The organism is Plesiomonas sp. ZOR0011 (assembly GCF_000800945.1).
In the GTDB taxonomy this organism is placed as follows: domain Bacteria; phylum Pseudomonadota; class Gammaproteobacteria; order Enterobacterales; family CAMTGL01; genus Plesiomonas; species Plesiomonas shigelloides.
This window is the reverse complement of the sequence record NZ_JRKB01000021.1, coordinates 63,097-82,100: the sequence shown is the minus strand read 5'-3', so window position 1 is coordinate 82,100 and position 19,004 is coordinate 63,097. Positions and strand designations below refer to the sequence as shown.

Genomic DNA, 19,004 nt, shown 5'->3' with positions numbered 1-19,004 from the left:
ATGATTACAACACTTAAAGCACATTGCAACACTTTTAGATTATTTTATCGCATTTTCATTGCAGATTCGTTTTTTTGTAATCTGCATCACTTATTGATTCAAGTAATCAAAAATTACGTCTGATATAGCCAAGCGTTCTATTTCCATCAAAGCAAGGCAAGGCAAGGCAAGGCAAGGCAAGGCAACCTACATTAGCAGCTTGATAACATCACTTAGCACGAACATCAGCAGCAAACAGCAAAGCACGCTAAGCCGACACGGGTTAATCGACTGTCTCCATCACCCATTCAGCCGGAACAGCCTCGGACGGATCGCAATCAAAATAGCCTCACCCACCAGCAAATCAGGCGGAATCACTTCGGATGGATCATGATTAAATTGGCTAACGTTAGCGAATGATAAAACCTGCGGAATGCACTCGGATGGATCGAAGTTAAACCCAGCCATCCATGGTACAAAGGTCGTGCCCAGATAAAGCAAGACTCCACTCCATACACAGCCCGAGAGCGGCAATATAGCTGCAGTCGTGGTTAAAAAATCATCCACTCGTGCTGTATATAGGCATATCGCGCTCAATTTAGCCCAACAAGGCCATCGCTAACCACAATGTACGCCACATCGCGCGGGGCATGCTCGGATGGATCGTCGCCAAATTGACGAATATTGCAGAACAAACAGGCGGAATAGTGTCGGATGGATCGCGATTAAATGGAGAGGGATAGGAAATACATCACATCTGTATCAAGCCCTCGCCATGACAAACCAGAGAAATGGGCTGGCTTTAGCCATTATTTACAAACAACTTCACATTGCCATACGTGAAATTCACCAAGTTAAAACTAATAATATTTTATAACTCAATGCATTACTGTTATCAGAGTGACATTAACCATACTCGTCATCACATCAGATCGTGCGGAATAGCTACGGACGGATCGCAGTTAAAATAACGCTCAAAATCATCAGCGGATCACCCCGCGCACAAGATCCTGCCGCGGATATACACCGATCCCTCCGCTAACACATCGAACAGGCACCACGCTTTGCACGCAACCAGACGCATAATCGCGCCAAACACCGGCAAAAATGCGACCGCCATCAAATCCGCCGGTTCAATCAGCAATGACTTTGAAATTAAAAATGTCACACAGGCGGAGCAACTGCTAGACTACGCCGGTAACACCTAGCAACAAGCTCGCAGATCGCGTTTGATTGATGAAAAAAACAGCGTTATTCACACCCATATCGCAGCGTGAAACATGGCAGCCGCCGCCAAGGTGAAAAGGTTGGACACCGTCGTCAATAACCTGTTTACAGGCTGTGATACTTACGAATGGATCGTTTTTAACGTAGGGTGGATCGTTCAAGGAACAGAAGTGGATCGTCAGTTAAACAACGCGTGGATCGTTGCTAACAAAGGGTGGATCGTTAACTAAACAGGCGGTTTTTATTTGGATCGCAGTTTTTAATGCATTGAATAACTTAGCTTTTTAACGGTTACCCACAGTACCCATGATCTAAGATAAATAAGATATAAAGAAAAAAAGAATCAGGATATAAACAAACAATAAGTTTTTTTGGATTTCTAAAATGCTGATATACGACAACACACACTGGATTGAGCATGATCGGAGTACAAGTGAAGGTTCGCTGATCAAAGTGGAGCAGACGGATGCCGTATATGACGCGCTTAACCTGCCTAAATCAGCACAAACCTTTATCCAAACTATCTTGCAGCAGGCAAAACAACATCAGGATCACTGCGTCAGTGTTGCGGTGTTAACAGACAGCATGGCATTGACACGCGCCAGTGTGCGACAAGCTATTTCGCGCTTAAAAGAGCGCGGTTTGCTCATTGAGCAAGATAATTTTCAATACGCCACCCAGAAAAAATCCAAAAACAAACTGTATTTGCTACCGGCGCCGAAAAATGCACTGACCGATCAGCAAAATATGCTAGCCAAGAGCACCACGCCTTCTGCGGCACGTAAATATCCAGTTTCAACCTCACCGGTATACCCAGTGCGTCCACTGGACTTGAAACTAGAAAGCGTTTCGGTTATCCCCGATCATTCATTTTTTGGCTCGCTGTTTGGTATGCCTGATAGCCAAAAAATCAATTTAATGAATAACTTACCGCCAAATGGCTTCAACGAGCGCTACTTTGAAAAGCCCATCACGCTATTAAGCGATGATGATGCCATTACGGCAAAACTGTTTTTAACCACCGAATCGATGGATGGGGTATTTAACCGTTCACATATCCGTTTTTTGTATGCGCTGGTTTTTTTAAGTATTCGCTATCACATGGATATGAGTGGGATTTACGAATCCTCTAATGGGACCATCAAAAATATCACTCCTATCCACACTGATCACTTGCTGAGCTTGTTAGGGAAATCCGGTAACAAAGAAACCCGTGATGAAATCGTTAACTTATTTAAAAGAATAGAAAATACCAAAGTTGGGATTTCATGCGATCAAGATTTGGGCGACGATATCAACATTCATAACACCTTGGCCCGTTTCTTCGAGGTTGAAGGGGTACAGTTTGTTCGGCGCCGGATCCGCGGCGCGGATGGTGAATTTCTACGTAATACCAAAGGTGATTATGTCTATAAGGATATGGCACCTCATCGCTATGACATCAAATGGCGCGTTTCCGTTCTGAAATCGATTTTCGAGCGTAAAATGTTCTATTTATTGCCGGTCGAGGTGATCAGTTATCACGACTTAATGTTCCGTTTATACCTGTTTTGTCGTGGCCAAAGTACGCATCGCAATCGGCTGGATATGGATTTATCCCTTCTTAATGAGCTATTGGCCCCCGATCTGACTAGCAAAGTCTTTTTCAACACCTTTGAAAAAGTGGTGGTGGCGCATTTTAAAGCCCGTCCTGATGACGGCAGCATTGAGGTCACCTCATCCGGTACCGGTCGAGGGCTGGAAAAGCGCACCTATATCCGTGGTGAATTTTCTGGGATCAGCGGTTACTTTATCTTTGAGCGCATTAAAGGTGTCTACTATATCAATTGCGCACTGGAGCTGGATGAAGACAAAATCTTCTTTTATTCCCATTCGGAAGGAACCCGCGCTAAGCTCAGCACCTTGTCTGGCGTGGAGAAACAATCGTTCCTGTCTATGCAAAAATTGGGGAATAAAGCGCCGGTACAGTTTAATAATCAACTGCCCGGCATTTCACATCGTTTAGAAGATGACGTTATTCAGCTCAATCCGTTGCCAGAGGATCTGAAGTTTAAAGCCAAACCCATCCAGAAAATCCGAATTGATAAGCGCCGCTTTTCACTGGCGATCACCGTGGGTAATGCGAAATTCAGTGTCTCGCGTTACAGCAGTGCAGAGACTCTACTAGCGGTGTGTGACCAAATTCACCGCTTGTCATTAACGCCGGTGGTGGAGATTAAAGAGCGCATTGATAATGCGATGACGGAAGTGGAAATGTTTGAGTCGAGCCAAGGGCTGATCCAGCCACAGGATCTGGAACAGTTGGTTTATCACGTGAGCCAAAAGGCGCAAAAAACCATTTCATTGGATGATATGGTCAGTGTCTTAACCACCAATACGCGTTTGCGTAAACAAGCGCACAATATGGATGAACAGATCTTTTCTGCGTTGGTGGGGAAATTTTAATCGATAAGCCATAACGAGCGGTTATCACTTTCTCTTTAGACATGACTTTTTACTGATAATACCCATCTGTATACAGATGGGTATTTTTCATTGCGGCTAGCGATCGCTATAGTTATCTACATCAAAAAGTTTATGTAGATAGCTATTATGCAAACAAAATGGATTTTTCGCGTCGCGCTCTCTAGCTCTATGGCGGTTATGCTTTCCGCTTGTGTTGGCCCAACGCAGTTGGAAGGGCAGTGGAAAAATCCGCAATGCAGCGAATGTTTCCCTGCTAAATCCGCGTTAGTGGTCGTCGCAACGCCGAATGTGGTGGCGCGCCGTTTATTAGAAGATGAGTTGGCCAAACAACTACGCCAACATCAAGTTCAGGCAGTGGTGTCATACCTGTATTTCTCTGCGCCAACGAGCAATACAGCCGATAACCATAGCCAAGAGGTGTTAGCGCTGGCCAAGCAGCTACATCTGGATAATATTCTAACGACCCAAGTCATGAAAGTGACGCAGCCACAGGTTTACAGCGCGCCGGCTCCGGTTTGGGGATGGAACAACTTCCCAGGTTATTATCAAGGCTTGTGGGCACCGACCTATGATTTCCCTGCTACCGTTTATGTAGCACCAGAAATCTATGCGCAAACCACGCTCTACAATGTGCCGCATCAGAAATTTAGCTGGATGGGCAGTACGCAAACAACCCCAGTGGGTTATTCGATGGCGGCATTAGCTCAGCAAATGGTGGGGTTATTGGTTGGCGAAATGGCTACGCAAAATGTGATTGGGCCACAGCAAGCCGATAGCTTGGCATTAAGCGCGCCGTAATGACGGAGAGAGAAACTATAAAATGTGATTAATGTCATCTTTTATGGCTTCATTTGCGGCTTTTTTGCGCAGAAAGTGCTTTACAAGTCATAAAAATCTGCTAGCATCGGGAGATATTGAAGGTTGATATTAAGTCATTATTGAGGTTGCTTTACGGAATACAGCTGCTTTGCCCTCTCTCTTACAGCGTTGTTTTTTCCTCTCCTACACTAATACCTGATATCAATCTGAGCTGACTGAGTTAACCGCCGCTAATAAGTTAAGCGTGTTTTCAGCCGGCTGAGCGTCTTTTTAGACTACAACAGCATTACTGAAGTCACACGTTACATTAGCCCGGTTCTGTCTCCTGATAAGGAATTCAAGAGTATGGTACATACAGGCATTGTCCGGAGTTTTAGTCCGGAAACCCGGCAGGGGGTAATAACCTGCGATTTAGGGGGCGATGTTCATTTTTCTGCAGAACACGTCCATTGTAAAAAGTTGCCACAAACCGGTTATATGGTGGAATTCAAATACGATGAATCTGCCGCGGGGATGTGGGCTATGGATATCAGATTCCTTTAATTTTTACCTGTATTCATCAGGTTAGGTATACGATCGCGGTACAACGATTAACACCGGATCATGTTAACCCTATAGTGAATAACAACCGTCCAGTAAAAAAACAAAGGTGGCTGATAGAATAAAAATTGTGAGGTAACATTATGAAACGTTCACGTTTAAGAACAAATTGGTTTTATTATCTGAAACAAGGTGCACCGACCAGTTGCACTGAAAACAAAGCATAAAAATAACATCGTGTTATAAAAAGTCTGCGTCGTAGAACGGTTTGGGCGACTCTAGCTTGCGCTAAGCCAATGCGAGATAACCTAAGCATCAAGCGTAATTGTCCGAAGACAATTAACGACGCAGACCTAAATCTTTGTCTTCCTCAGTTTTTCTTTTCACACTCCTTTCTCTGCATTGATTTTCTTTCGGTACGGGCACTTATTTCTCCGCTGCGGTTATGCGGCGCAATGGCCATGGCTGTTTTATTTCGACTTCGCTGGTATATGACGCAGTGTTTGCCGTAAGATCCTGATTTATGATCTTTTGTGTTGTTCCTATAAATAAGACAGGTAGCAATCATGCGCATCGAACCTTCTTCCCGTTACTCTTGGTGGGTGAGACCTTTACTCTGGTTACAGAAACGTCATTACGGTGAAATCCTTAATCCTGCCCGCTTATGGGGGCGTAAGCCGGTATTGTTTTACTTGGTCGCCGGGTTTTTTGGCTTTTTAGATCGCAAATCTTCCCCCTTATCTGCGGAATTACGCTCCTTGGTCTGTGTTCGCGTATCGCAACTCAATGATTGTGCGTTTTGTGTGGATGCAAATGGCCTGAAGTTGGCGCAGCGGTGTGGATGCGAAGAAAAAGCGCTGGCATTATCGCAATGGCATGACAGTGATTTATTTGATGAGCAGGAAAAAGCGGTATTTACTTATCTGGAAGCGATGACGATAACCGGACGTAAAGTTAGCGCCGAAATGATTGCGCAGCTGCAAACTTTTTTCGATGAGGATACCCTGATTGAGTTAACCGCGCTGATTGCTTTTCAGAATTTATCCGCCAAGTTTAATACAGCTTTAGATGTACCCGCGCAGGGACTGTGCCGTTTACCGCTATCAAGCTCGGCCGTGCCACAAACCGCAGCTGATGCGCTCAACAGCGATTCTGCTGACGAGGCTAATCGACCCAAGTAATGGGTAGACTATGTATAAACTATGTATTAATTACCGCGCCACTCGCTTGCTGGCGCGAGGTCTTGCTGAAAACTTAGGTAGAAAATGAAAGGGATAGGGGAAAAATAAATCCGCCATTCCTTTCTTACTGGATATGCCGTAGTGTTACAGCCAAGTCTTAAACGCTTTTCGGATGGATATGCAATTGTGCTACTGGCCTTATTCAACCTATAGCCAGCTACGCCTGATATCATGCATAATCCTGTATAAGCCAGACGGGATTTACCGTTACAGCCAGATAAAGAACGCCACACTTTGATTCAAAATAAGAAAAATTCGCAGCTCTATGTTTAATGGCTATTTAATCTGGCTCACTTGCATTTACGCAGATTGCGTAGAATAATAAATTAATGCGATAGAGTTATCGTTATTTCTTCAATGTGGCTTCTTAGGCTATGTTTTTGAGCTCAGTTACTGTTTAATATACGATAAAAATTACTCACTATTACGCGTAGGATGAATCAAAATGAGTGAACAAGTTATCAAGTTGCTTTCTAATATCCGCTCATTGCGGGCATTCGCCCGTGAGCAGTGCACGTTAAGTGAGCTGGAGGATATGCTGGAAAAACTGTCTACCGTGGTAAATGAAAAGCGCGAAGAAATCGCCGCCAAGGAAGCAGAAGAAGCAGAGAAAAAAGCGAAGCTGGAAGCCTACAAGAAAATGTTGGCTGATGATGGTATTGATCTGAATGACTTGCTGGATATTGCGAGCAAAACTACCGTTAAAACAGCGAAGAGCAAGCGTGCCCCACGCCCAGCAAAATATGAGTTCTCTGATGAGAACGGCAATACCAAAACGTGGACAGGTCAAGGCCGTATGCCACTGGCTCTGACCAAGGCAATTGAAGCGGGTGCCAACCTGGATGATTTCCTGATTAAAGTTCAGCTGTAATCGCTAGGTGGTTTTTAGCCGTGAAAGGCCTTTTTATCGGTTAAGACAGATGACTTTTTGCGATCTGTTTTGAAAATAGCCCGGTAATTTGCACAGATATTTACAAACGCCCTGACATTTTTTAATGTACAGGGCGTTTTTATTTTCCGCGGTTGTTTCTCTGGCTGAACGAAACAATGGGGAAAGCCCAGACTGACAACGTGCTGAGGAGATATTCCTGCGCAGGTCAGCATACAGTCTACTGAGGGATCTGATGCAGACTTACGAATTTACGCTTCACTTGATGCCAACGGGTTTACCGACCGATGAAGAATTTGAACTGTTTGATCGCCAGCTAAGCCGAGTCTGTTCAGATGCGTTATTAGTCTCCTATCAAGATCGTTGTTTTCTCAATTTTTTGCGTTTAGCGGAAAATGAATGCGAAGCAGTACTCTCTGCTCTTGAGGATATCCAACAAGCCGGGTTTCATGTGTTGGAAGAAGATGCGCCTGAACAGGTGATAGTGAGCTATCTTCCTTGTCCTGCCTATTAGCACTTTGTAGCGTCTGATTGAGCCTAACGTTAGCTTGTCTCCCCACTGACGGCGCGGCCTTAAGATTGGGTGGGGCTCAGAGGCTAGCGTGAGAGATCTTTGCACAGCCCGATAAGCAAACCGCCGGATTCATTTCGGATGGATCGCCATTAACGGTGATATACGCTCAATGAAATGGCCTGCGAACCGCCTGTTCCGCTGCATTATTCTCCTGGGTTTACCCCATAAGCGCATTCTGCTGGCTGATATTCCACACTTTCTGGCGCTGCAAGCCTCTACGATCAGAACCAAGAAAACCGGCGGATTATCTTCGGATGGATCGTGATTATCTATAGATTGCGTGTCACAAGGTGAGGGGGTGGGTATAAGAATGTGCGTCTGAGCAGTATGTACGTACCGGCTTGTTGGGTAAGGCAAGCGTAGCCATAAACCGTAACATCCGCATCGTGTGCAGTAATCCATTCTTGGTATAGGCTTTAGAAAGTGAATTGGTAGATCTATAGCAAAGCCGTTTCGCTAGATGAGGGCGATTTGCTGGCGCGAACAGAGACTTCAGGCTGCACCAGACGCGTTCTTCAACATGATATTCAAGGAGTGACACCATGGGTTCGGTTAAATTTTTGGGTATTTCAGGCAGTTTGCGTCGTGCATCGTGTAACTCAGGCCTGTTACGCGCGGTGGCTAATGCGCTACCCGCAGAGGTGGAGTTTGAAATTGTGGATCTGCACGATATCCCGTTTTATAACGCGGATGTGACAGAAAAGCCGGCTGCCGTACAGCGGGTGTTGGCTCAAATTGGTGCGGCGGATGCGTTAGTGCTGGCTTGTCCGGAATATAACTATTCGATAGCGCCGGCGTTGAAGAATATCTTGGATTGGGCGTCTCGTGAGCCGGATAACTCCTTACTCGCGGGTAAACCGGTGGCCTTGATGGGGGCGGGCGGAGGGATGGGTACATCACGCGCGCAGTATCATTTGCGTCAGGTGTGCGTGTTCTTGAATCTGTTCCCACTCAATCGCCCAGAAGTGTTTTCTAATGCTTTTACCGACAGCTTTGACGGTGACGGTAATTTGCAAGATCAGCGCATCCAGCAGCTGATCACTGATCAAATGCAAGCGCTGCTGGCGGATGTGAAATTACGCCGCGGCTAAGTCTGCCGGTTCTGGCAAGAAGTTGGAGAGACCAGTCGATTAACTGAGCGTGGCACTTAATGAGTTGTTGTGAGTGCCGCGCTGGTTTTGGTGGTGAATCGGTTGGCTGATTAGTATCGTTCAGCGCTCAGTTTTATGTCTTTAGTTATGGGTTATAGTTATGGCCTATGCTGCGTCATGAAGGTTAATGTCCGTTTGCGGGTTGCCAGAGTGGATCGTCGGCCATGCTTTGATATAAGAAATCGAGAAAGTGACGTAGCAACGGCGACATCTGTTTGCGGGTACTGTAGACCGCATGCACATCCAGCTGTTTGGGTTCCCATGCGGTGAGCAAGGCGGTGAGTTGACCGTTCGCCAGATAAGGCGCAGCACTGACCAGCGGTTGCAAGCTAATCCCACTGCCTAGCACAGCGGCATCCAGCAACAGCGTTGAGATATTGCAACTTAAGTTGCCACTGACGGCAACGCTGCACGGCCCATCAATGCCGCTAAATTCCCACACACTTTTACCAAAGTAGGTGTAAGTCAGGCAATTGTGCTGTGTCAGCGCCGGCGGGGAGAGCGGCGAGCCTTGGCGACGTAAGTAATCGGGGCTAGCACAAACGACCGAGCGACACACGCCGAGCCGACGAGCCACCAAATTAGGATCGAGTTCGGCTGTGATGCGCAGCGCCACATCGATACGCTCTTCCACTAGATTAACGGCTTTATCTTGCAGCAGGATATCGACCGAAACCTCGGGCCATTGCGCTTGATAGGCGCTGACGGCGGGGATCAGAAAATGTTGTGCCAGCGAATAGCTGCAAGTGACGCGCAGTTGCCCACGCGGTGCGGAGTTGGCATGTTGGCTCACTTGCTCTAAGGAGTCCGATAACGCAACCATCTGCCGAGCATAGCGCAAGGCTTCTTCGCCGGCGGTAGTCAAGCTTTGGCGCCGCGTCGTTCGGTGTAGTAGACGCGCGCCCATCCAACGTTCCAACTCGGCCAGATAGCGAGTGACCATCGCGCGTGACATATCCAGTCGTTCAGCGCCGGCGCTTAAACTGCCTTGCTCTACGACGGCAATAAATACCTGCAGTGCGGTTAGCCGATCCATGAGGCTCCATCGTCATGTTGTGGGGGCAATATCGGTACGTGCTAATACCCGTGCAATAATATAAGAGCACCGAAATTAAGTGCCTAATATAAGCAGCCGCACCGCATCTCACCATCGCTGCGAATTGGCGGCCATTGTGGCGATTCGCTCGTGGTTATTCAATGCCTTCGCATCTTGTTGCTTGGTGATCAGTGCCGGTTTGACACCGGTGGTTAGATGGCTCTTTTTAGCTGATGCTTTTTCGTTGATACCGATCGCGCTAAGCTGATCGCCATGGCTATGGCATCAAGCGGCATCAAAGCGTTGATGCTGGCAGTGTTGTTGGGGTCACACATCCTTGGAGGGATTATGTTGTATTGTAATACATTAGTGCTGCGCGCTGTTGCAAGGCGCTCGGTGTTTATGCGAGCGCGTGAATGGCTAACGGCGAGCCTACTGTTGGCAGGGATGGCGGTGATGCCTGTGGCGTACGGGGCGTCAGCCGCTGCATCAACACCTGAGCAAGATTGTGGTAATGCGGCCAATACGCTGGAAATTAATGCTTGCCTGCAAAAGCAGCAGGAGCAAACGGAAGCGCAATTAAATCAGGTTTATCGTGAGGTGCTGGCGCAAATCAGTGCTGAAAGTGCGCAACCCGATAGCCCTGCGCAGATGAAACAGCAGTTTATTGCTGCGCAGCGGGCTTGGATCAGTTTTCGCGAAAAAGATTGTCAGGCGGTGTATACCTTCTGGTCACAAGGCACCATTCGTAATGCAATGTACTTAGGGTGTATGCGTTCACGCGCTGAGCAGCGCATTAAGGAGTTGCAAGAATATACCCAACCCTAGCCAGTAAACGCAGGGTTGCTGCGAATAGGAGGCTGCGAATAGGGATGTGGAGAGTGTCAGAATTATGATGAATACAGGCATGCCGGTTGAGGCATCTATTGCGCAGGTACAGCGCCTGTGTGAAGCCTTGTCAGATATTTTTGTCGATAATGTGGTGGATTACCACGCCATCGCCGCTCAAGCGCGAGCTTTCCCTACGAGACATGTTGAGCAGCTCTTTTTTGAGTGGGTCGCGCCGGTATGCTATGCCAATGCGTTAGCGCCGGTGCCGAGCGTGTGGGCGGGGTTTGAACCGCAGCTGCTGTGGCAGGATATTTGTCATTATCGGCAGTATGTCACGGGTGGTGGCTGGCTACGCCGGCAGCGAGTGGCGCTGCATGTCTTTTTCTTACGTCAGCGCTTTGCTGCTGATTGGCGTCAATTACGGGGCTATTTGCCGTAACGGCAGCGTTAGCTCGCTATTTCCCTGCGAATTTTATTGTCTCCATATCCTTTCACTCTTTTCCCTTTATGTATCGTTGCTCATCTTGCGTGCCGCATTGGCGGCGCGACGCTTTGTGCTGCTGATCCCTGCGTCATGTTCCTCTTCTCTTTAATTTTCTTTCTGGAGTGGTTTTGCGCTGTGGTTTTTGGGCTTGCTTAGTCGAGATAACCTGCCTGATTTCACCGCCAGAAGCCCCATCGCGCCTACGTTTGTTGCACGCTTAAGGCAGACGGCTTGATGTATAGGCGTAAAGACCACGCTGAGGACGATATGCAAAAGTATTAATACCGTTTTTTTTAATTCATAAAAAAGCATGATTGAAGAATAGATAGGGCCGACCATGATTAGCTGTATGGCCTAAAAAGAATCGTCCATTCAACAGCTAATAAAAACGACACCATGTAAGTCCGGTTAGTGCAGGAAAACCTTGTATTTTCTTTCATTCCTTGCGGTGAAAGCGAGCGAGGTTACACCTAGTACTTTTGCATCAGTATATCGTCGTGGGCCATATCAAATGGAATTAAAGCCCATATTAATCATGCAATTAACTCGGCATGATTCGGGTCATTCCTTTCCTGTGCGTAAACCAACGGGGAGTGAATGGGAGTAAATCATTGAAGTGAAAAGGTAATGACGCATGGCCTCACAGTATGATTTTACCGTTACGCTGCATGATCTGGCGTTTATTCTGCAGCAAATCAAGATATCCGAGGCTGCCACCAACAGTGATGGCAGTGTTAATGGCGATGTATTACGCGAGTTAGTCACCAGCCCACTGTTGCCGTATGGCATTCGTACCGTGGATGGGTCGTGGAATAACCTGTTACCGGGGCAAGAGTTGTTTGGCTCAGCCGATCAGACCATGCCGCGGCTCACCGCACTAAACTGGCAAAGCGCCGATGCGATGACCAGCTACACCCAGCTGGGGGGGATGGTGATTGACGCCGATCCGCGCATCATCAGTAACTTGATTTCCGACCAAACCGCATCCAATCCCGCGGCGCTGGATGCGTATAACACGCTGGCAGAGGCGCCCGGTGGCGGTACGATTTCCGGCAATGGCAGTTTGTCTATCCCCAACTTGTCGCCGGATATTGGTTTGTCGCCTGCCTTTAACGGCTGGATGACGCTGTTTGGGCAATTCTTCGACCACGGTTTGGATCTGATCCCCAAAGGCGGTAACGGCATTGTGTTTATTCCCCTACAGCCGGATGATCCTTTGTATGTGGCAGGCTCGAATACCAATTTTATGGTATTAACCCGCGCCGAAGTGGATGCCAACCATGAAACCAAAAACCTAACCACCCCGTTTGTTGACCAAAACCAGACCTACACCTCCCATCCTTCGCATCAAATTTTCCTGCGAGAGTTTACCGTGGTGGATGGCAAACCTGAGCCTACTGGTCATCTGCTGGGTGGTGCCAATGGCGGATTAGCCACATGGGCCGATGTGAAAGCGCAAGCGCAGTTGCTACTCGGCATTACGCTGACCGATCAGGATATTTTTAATGTGCCGTTACTGGCCACTGACCGCTATGGCAACTTACTGTTGAGCGAAAACGGCAAAGTACAGATCGTGACGGTCTCTGGGCTGGTGGAGGCCAACGGTGGCTTGTTACCGGCAGATACGCTGCGTACAGGACATGCGTTTTTAGATGATATTGCCCATAGCGCGGTGCCGAAAGCGGGGCTGGTGGCCGATGCTGATGATGTGATTGGCGGTGTGCAAGCACCCGGCACCTACGATGATGAGTTATTGGCGCGCCATTTTATTACTGGTGATGGCCGGGGTAACGAAAACATTGGCTTAACGGCGGTGCATGCGGTCTTCCACGGCGAGCATAATCGGCTGGTGGAGCAGTACAAAACCACCCTACTGCAAAGTAATGATGTCAATTTGATTAACCAGTGGTTGCTGCCAAATCACCAGATCACGGAGATCCCGGTGGACCCTAGCACCTTGCAATGGAACGGCGAATATCTGTTCCAAGCCGGGCGTTTTGCCACCGAGATGCAATACCAACATCTGGCGTTTGAAGAGTTTGCCCGTACCGTACAACCGGCGGTAGACCCGTTTGTATTCTCGAACAGCGCCGATATTAATCCGGCTATTTTCGCTGAATTTGCCCATGTGGTGTACCGCTTTGGTCACTCGATGCTGACGGAAACGGTCGCTCGTACCGACATGGCGATGCAAAGCGATGATATTGGGCTGATTCAAGCGTTCCTCAATCCGGTAGCGTTCAATCAGCTTAATGGCGCGACCGTGACCGATGAGCAGGCGATCGGGGCGATTGTACGTGGTATGTCACGGCAAGTCGGTAATGAAATTGACGAGTTTATTACCGAGGCGCTGCGCAATAATTTGGTGGGATTACCGCTGGATTTGGGCGCGCTTAACATTGCCCGTGGTCGCGATACGGCCATGCCGACACTGAATCAGGCCCGTGAGCAATTTTTCGAGCTAACCGGTAACAGTCAATTGCGCCCGTACAGCAGTTGGGCTGATTTTGCGTCGTTCTTGAAAAATCCCGCTTCCATCATCAACTTTATCGCCGCTTATGGTCAGCATGATCTGATCCTCAATGCCACCTCGTTGGCAGGTAAGCGCGACGCAGTTAATTTCTTACTGTTTGGGGATGGGGTATCGGCACCGCCTGCTGATGCGGTTGATTTTTTCAACAGCACCGGAGAGTGGGCGAGTCGTGAGTCAGGCCTGAATATGGTCGATTTTTGGATTGGTGGGCTGGCGGAGCGGAAAAATCAGTTTGGCGGTATGTTGGGCTCTACCTTCAACTTTGTGTTTGAAACCCAGATGGAAATGTTGCAAGACGGCGATCGCTTCTATTACCTGAGCCGTACGCAAGGTTTAAACATGCTCAATGAGCTGGAGGCCAACTCCTTTACGGCCTTGGTCATGCGCAACAGCGATCTGGGCCAAGATGGCTCGTCGCACTTGCCGGCGCACCTGTTCCAGACACCGGATCACATTTTTGAGGTCAATCGGGCGCTGCAAACCGAAGCCGATCCCACTTGGGGTAATGCTCTCAAAGATCTGCTGTTCCCTCTGTTGGTGCGCCGCGCGGCCACCACGGATGTTAACGGCGATGGGGCCGCGGATGGCGCTTACCTGAAATATACCGGACAAGGGCATGTGGTGCTGGGCGGCTCGGCGGGTAACGATACTCTGATTGGCGGCGAGGGCATTGACAGCCTGTGGGGGGATGGCGGCGATGATCGCCTCGACGGCGGTGATGAGGCCGACGTGGTACATGGTGGCGATGGCAATGACATCATCACCGATACCGGTACCCCGGTCGGCGGGGCGGATTTCCTGCACGGCGATGCCGGTCATGATGTCATCTTCTCTGGCAACGGTAACGATCTGGTGTTCGGCGGTAGCGGTAGCGACTTTGTGGTGGTAGGCGAAGATGCTCAGGAAGTGTTTGCCGGGCGCGATAATGACTTTGTGCTGGGCGGCTCCGGCGGTGATCTGCTGCTGGGTAACGAAGGTGATGACTGGATGGAGGGCGGTGACGGCTTCGACACCTTAGCCGGTGAAAACTCGGAGTTGTTCTTTAACAGCACCATCATTGGTCACGATGTGTTGAACGGTCAAGGTAACGATACCGATTATGATGCCGAAGCCGGTGATGACATCATGTTCCAAGGTGTCGGCATTCAGCGCAATAACGGTATGGCCGGTTTTGACTGGGCCATTCACAAAGGCGATCCGAATGCCGCGAACTCTGACTTGGGCATTCCGATTTTCGTCAATCAGCCAGACTTTATTCTGCGTGACCGCTTTGACTTGGTCGAGGGATTGTCGGGCTGGAGCCACAACGATGTGCTGACCGGCACTGATCGGCCATTGGGTACCGCACCGGTGCAGGGGGTACCGTTATCCAATAACTTGACCCAAGCCGGCGCCGATCGGATCAGTGGCTTGCAAGCTATTCTCGGCGTGACGCCAGCGGCTAATGCTGATGCGGTACTGTTCAACCCCGATGACGGCAGCGATATCTTGCTCGGCGGTGGCGGCAGCGATCGCATTACCGGTAAAGCGGGCAATGACATCATCGATGGCGATGCTTGGCTGAATGTGCGTATTGCCGTTAGCGGCTTTCCGAGCATTACCAGTGCTGACAGTATGAATGAGCTGAAATCGTTCATGCTGGCCGGTACGCTCAAGCCACATCAGTTGTCTATCGTGCGTGAGATTTTGCATGACGGAGCGAGCGGTGAAACGGATATCGCGGTGTACCGAGATCTCAGCACCAACTATCAATTCACTCGCATGGCAGATGGCAGTGTCCGGGTTGAGCATGCGACACCGGATGCCGCGCTGGGTCTCAATGATGGTACTGACCGCTTGCTCAACATGGAAAAAATGGAATTTGGCAACGGTGAACAGCTCTGGATCACCGCGCAAGCGGCAACCGGTAACCTCACCATTGATAACCCATCTCCGGCAGTAGGTGATGTGCTACGCGTCAATCTGACCAATTTGCAAGATGGTAACGGGATTGCGGCGGCCGCGGTGATTACCTTGACCTGGCAGGCCTTGATTGCCGGTGAATGGCAAAATCAAGGCGTCGGGACGGAATTTACCGTGGTCGATGCCGTACTGGGTGCGCCGCTGCGGGTGGTGGCTAGCTTCACTGACCGGATGGGCGATGCGGAAACCCTGACATCAGGGCAAACCAGCGCCGTTCTGCCTAAAGATCAGGCCACTACCGGTGCGCCACTGATTAATGATCTGACCCCAACCGAAAGCCTGATGCTGACCGCCGTGGTCAGCGGCATTGCCGATGCGGATGGTTTAACCGGCGGGAATTTCAGCTACCAGTGGCAGATGAGTACCGTGAATGGCTTTGTCGATATTCTCGGTGCTACATCGGCAACCTTCACGCCAGGGCAGTCCGTGGTGGGCAGCCAGCTGCAAGTGGTAGTGACGGTGGTGGATGATGAAGGGAATGCTCCGGTGGTGCTGACCTCCGCGCCGACCCAACCGGTGGGCGATCTGCTAGTCGGTAACAACTTAGCCAATACCCTGACCGGTACCGCATGGAGCGATATTCTGCGCGGTGAAGGCAGCAATGATGTACTGAACGGTTTGGCCGGTGACGATTTGCTGGTGGGGGGCGCGGGTAATGACACCCTAAATGGCGGTGATGGCCAAGATACCTTGCAAGGCGATGCCGGTAACGATCGTCTGGATGGTGGACTGGGCGCCGACGCGATGGCGGGCGGCAGCGGTGACGATACCTACCTTGTCGATCACGTTGGCGATCTGGTCACTGAAGCGCTCAATGGCGGCACTGACGTCGTGCAAACCACCCTTGGCAGCTATGTCCTGACCGACAATGTCGAGCAGCTGGTGTTCTCCGGTCTTGGCGATTTCAGTGGGACCGGTAACGGGCTGGCCAACACCCTCACCGGTGGCGCGGGTAACGATGCGTTGTTCGGCTTAGGCGGTAATGATCGGTTGCTTGGCGGAAACGGTAATGACCTGCTGGATGGTGGAGACGGCGTCGATAACCTGCAAGGGGGTAGTGGAAATGACACTCTCGTCGGCGGTGCGGGTGCGGATACCTTACTGGGCGGTGCCGGTGACGACATACTGGTCGGCAGCGCGGGTAACGACCTGATGGATGGTAATGCCGGTAGCGATATCTTCCAGTTTGGCGCTGGATTTGGTCGTGACACCATTGCGGGCTTCGACAGTAATCCCGTGGGGCGTCAGGATTATCTTGATATCAGCCTGCTGGGGATCAATGCCGGTAACTTTGCCAGCAGTGTTGGGATTGCCGCTAACGGTGGTGATGCGCTGATTAACATCGGCAGTAATAGCATCACGCTGGTGGGGGTTAATTCTACCACGATCTCCATTGATGACTTTATTCTGGAGATCCCAGCGCCTCCGGTCATCAATACCAGTGGAACGACCTTGATCTGAGTCTGTCTCTAGCCAACCAGCCCGTTGAGTGTTGCTCAACGGGCTGGATCTCTGACTTTTTGAGGAGAACAGCATGTCGCGACAGCATACACCGACCGAGCTCAAAGAGGCTCTGAAGGGGACCAAGCCCGCTTTTGTTCTGCTGTTGGTGTTCAGCTGTGTGATAAACCTGCTGATGTTGGCGCCGGCTATTTACATGTTGCAAGTCTACGATCGGGTGCTGGTCAGCAAGAACACCACCACCTTGCTGATGCTCACCTTGTTGGTGATCGGGTTGTATATCCTGATTGCCATGATTGAATCGGCCCGTGCCAGTGTGATGATCCGGCTCGGGAATCGCTTAGATGTGAATTTGAATCAGTTGGTGTTCAGTGCGGCCTTCAAACGCAAAATTGCCACCGGTGATAACAATCCGGCGCAAGCGTTGGCCGAGTTGGCGCAAATCCGGCAATTCCTCAGTGGTAACAGCCTGTTTGCCCTGTTGGATATTCCGTGGACGCCTATTTACCTGCTGATTGCATTTATTGTGCATCCGCTGCTCGGTTATTTGACCGCCGGTGGGATCGCAATTCTCTTTACCTTGACGCTTATCTCCGAGCTGGTGACTAAACGGCCTATCCAGCAAGCGCACGCCTTGACCATTAACAATGCGGGCAAACTCAATAAGCAATTACAAAACTCCGACGCGATTGAAGCGATGGGGATGTTGTCGGCGCTGCGTCATCACTGGCTGGAGCAACACAATAAAGTGCTGTTACTGCAAACCCAAGCCGCGGATAAAACGGCCAGCCTTAGCAGTATCAGCCGGTTCGTGCGGATCTTGTTGCAGTCTGTGGCATTAGGCGCCGGGGCATTACTGGTGATTGGCGGCTATATCACGCCGGGCTTAATGATTGCAGCCTCAATCATTTTAGGGCGGGCGTTGAATCCGGTAGAGCAAATTATTGGTAGCTGGAAGCAGTTCATCCAGTTTCGTAGTGCTTGGCAGCAATTGTCCACCTTGTTGCAAGAGTACCCGCAGCCCAAAGAGGTGCTGACGCTGCCGCGCCCGAAAGGCCAAATCAGCGTGGAAGGGTTGTTTGCTGCGCCTCCCGGTCAGCATACGCCATCGCTGCGTAATATCTCGCTCAACTTAGAGCCGGGTGAGGTGTTGGGGATTATTGGGCCATCGGCCTCGGGGAAAACATCGCTGGCCAAATTGTTGGTGGGAGTCTGGACTCCGCTGTCGGGCAAAGTACGTATCGATGGCGCGGATATTTGTCAGTGGGACAAAGCGCTGCTCGGGCCCTCTATCGGCTACTTGCCACAAGATGTGGAGCTGTTTGATGGCTCGATCGCGCAGAACATTGCCCGTTTTGGCCACACTGATAGCGAATTGGTGGTGGCTGCGGCGCAATTGGCGGGGGTGCATGAGATGATTTTGCGCATGCCGCACGGCTACGACACCTTACTCGGGGCTGGTGGCCACCAGCTTTCGGGCGGCCAGCGTCAGCGAATTGGCTTGGCGCGTGCGGTGTATAACAACCCCGCTTTTATTGTGCTCGATGAGCCGAATGCCAATTTGGATGACGCAGGGGAGTTTGCGCTGATCAACGCCATCAAGACCTTGCGTTCACAAGGGCAAACCACGGTGATTATCTCGCATCGTCCGACGCTGTTGGGGGTAGTCGATAAAGTGCTGTTACTGCGCGAAGGCGCGGTGCAGGAGTTTGGTCCGCGCGATCAGGTGTTCGCTAATTTGCGGCAGGCCAATATTCTCAAGCCGGTCGCCAGCGCGAGCGCCGGCAATGAACAGCAGCGGGAGGCCTGAA

Annotated in this window: 12 protein-coding genes; 10 read left to right on the top strand and 2 right to left on the bottom strand. The window is 50.0% G+C overall.

Translation table 11 applies throughout. The features are described 5' to 3' along the window. Positions 1-970: 970 nt before the first annotated feature. A complete protein-coding gene (locus L975_RS18045) occupies positions 971-1,147 on the bottom strand; it encodes a hypothetical protein (RefSeq protein WP_156121086.1) in 177 nt (58 codons plus the stop codon). Positions 1,148-1,590: 443 nt separating this feature from the next. Here L975_RS18045 and L975_RS03695 point away from each other — a divergent pair, with 443 nt between their 5' ends. The 6 genes from L975_RS03695 (at position 1,591) to L975_RS03665 (ending at position 8,826) form a co-directional block, all read left to right on the top strand. Continuing rightward, the gene (locus L975_RS03695; protein WP_047707248.1) at positions 1,591-3,651 is read left to right on the top strand and encodes a replication initiator protein RctB domain-containing protein; all 2,061 of its coding nucleotides are present in this window, start codon (positions 1,591-1,593) and stop codon (positions 3,649-3,651) included. A 147-nt stretch (positions 3,652-3,798) separates the two neighbouring features. Next, positions 3,799-4,470, top strand: coding sequence for a hypothetical protein (locus tag L975_RS03690; RefSeq protein WP_156121085.1), 672 nt, complete (start codon positions 3,799-3,801; stop codon positions 4,468-4,470). A gap of 1,127 nt (positions 4,471-5,597) precedes the next feature. Then, positions 5,598-6,212, top strand: a complete 615-nt coding sequence (locus L975_RS03680) for a carboxymuconolactone decarboxylase family protein (protein WP_047707245.1) — start codon at positions 5,598-5,600, stop codon at positions 6,210-6,212. Positions 6,213-6,717: 505 nt separating this feature from the next. Then, positions 6,718-7,143: an H-NS family nucleoid-associated regulatory protein gene (locus L975_RS03675; protein WP_010863271.1), complete on the top strand. Its 426-nt coding sequence runs from the start codon at positions 6,718-6,720 to the stop codon at positions 7,141-7,143. A 253-nt stretch (positions 7,144-7,396) separates the two neighbouring features. Beyond that, positions 7,397-7,675, top strand: coding sequence for a hypothetical protein (locus L975_RS03670; RefSeq protein ID WP_047707244.1), 279 nt, complete (start codon positions 7,397-7,399; stop codon positions 7,673-7,675). A 602-nt stretch (positions 7,676-8,277) separates the two neighbouring features. Then, complete coding sequence (locus tag L975_RS03665; RefSeq protein WP_047707242.1) at positions 8,278-8,826, top strand: NADPH-dependent FMN reductase; 549 nt, start codon at positions 8,278-8,280, stop codon at positions 8,824-8,826. Between the two features lie 184 nt (positions 8,827-9,010). Here L975_RS03665 and L975_RS03660 read toward each other — a convergent pair whose 3' ends face one another. Continuing rightward, complete coding sequence (locus L975_RS03660) at positions 9,011-9,922, bottom strand: LysR family transcriptional regulator (protein WP_047707240.1); 912 nt, start codon at positions 9,920-9,922, stop codon at positions 9,011-9,013. A 273-nt stretch (positions 9,923-10,195) separates the two neighbouring features. Here L975_RS03660 and L975_RS03655 point away from each other — a divergent pair, with 273 nt between their 5' ends. The 4 genes from L975_RS03655 to L975_RS03640 all read left to right on the top strand — a co-directional run bounded on the left by L975_RS03655 (position 10,196) and on the right by L975_RS03640 (position 19,003). Then, positions 10,196-10,750, top strand: coding sequence for a lysozyme inhibitor LprI family protein (locus tag L975_RS03655; protein ID WP_047707239.1), 555 nt, complete (start codon positions 10,196-10,198; stop codon positions 10,748-10,750). Between the two features lie 64 nt (positions 10,751-10,814). After that, positions 10,815-11,192: a hypothetical protein gene (locus tag L975_RS03650; RefSeq protein WP_218185548.1), complete on the top strand. Its 378-nt coding sequence runs from the start codon at positions 10,815-10,817 to the stop codon at positions 11,190-11,192. A gap of 679 nt (positions 11,193-11,871) precedes the next feature. Next, positions 11,872-17,193: a peroxidase family protein gene (locus L975_RS03645; RefSeq protein WP_052181250.1), complete on the top strand. Its 5,322-nt coding sequence runs from the start codon at positions 11,872-11,874 to the stop codon at positions 17,191-17,193. 73 nt (positions 17,194-17,266) lie between these two features. Beyond that, on the top strand, positions 17,267-19,003 hold the full coding sequence (locus L975_RS03640; RefSeq protein WP_047707238.1) for a type I secretion system permease/ATPase: 1,737 nt from the start codon (positions 17,267-17,269) through the stop codon (positions 19,001-19,003). Position 19,004 lies beyond the last annotated feature (1 nt).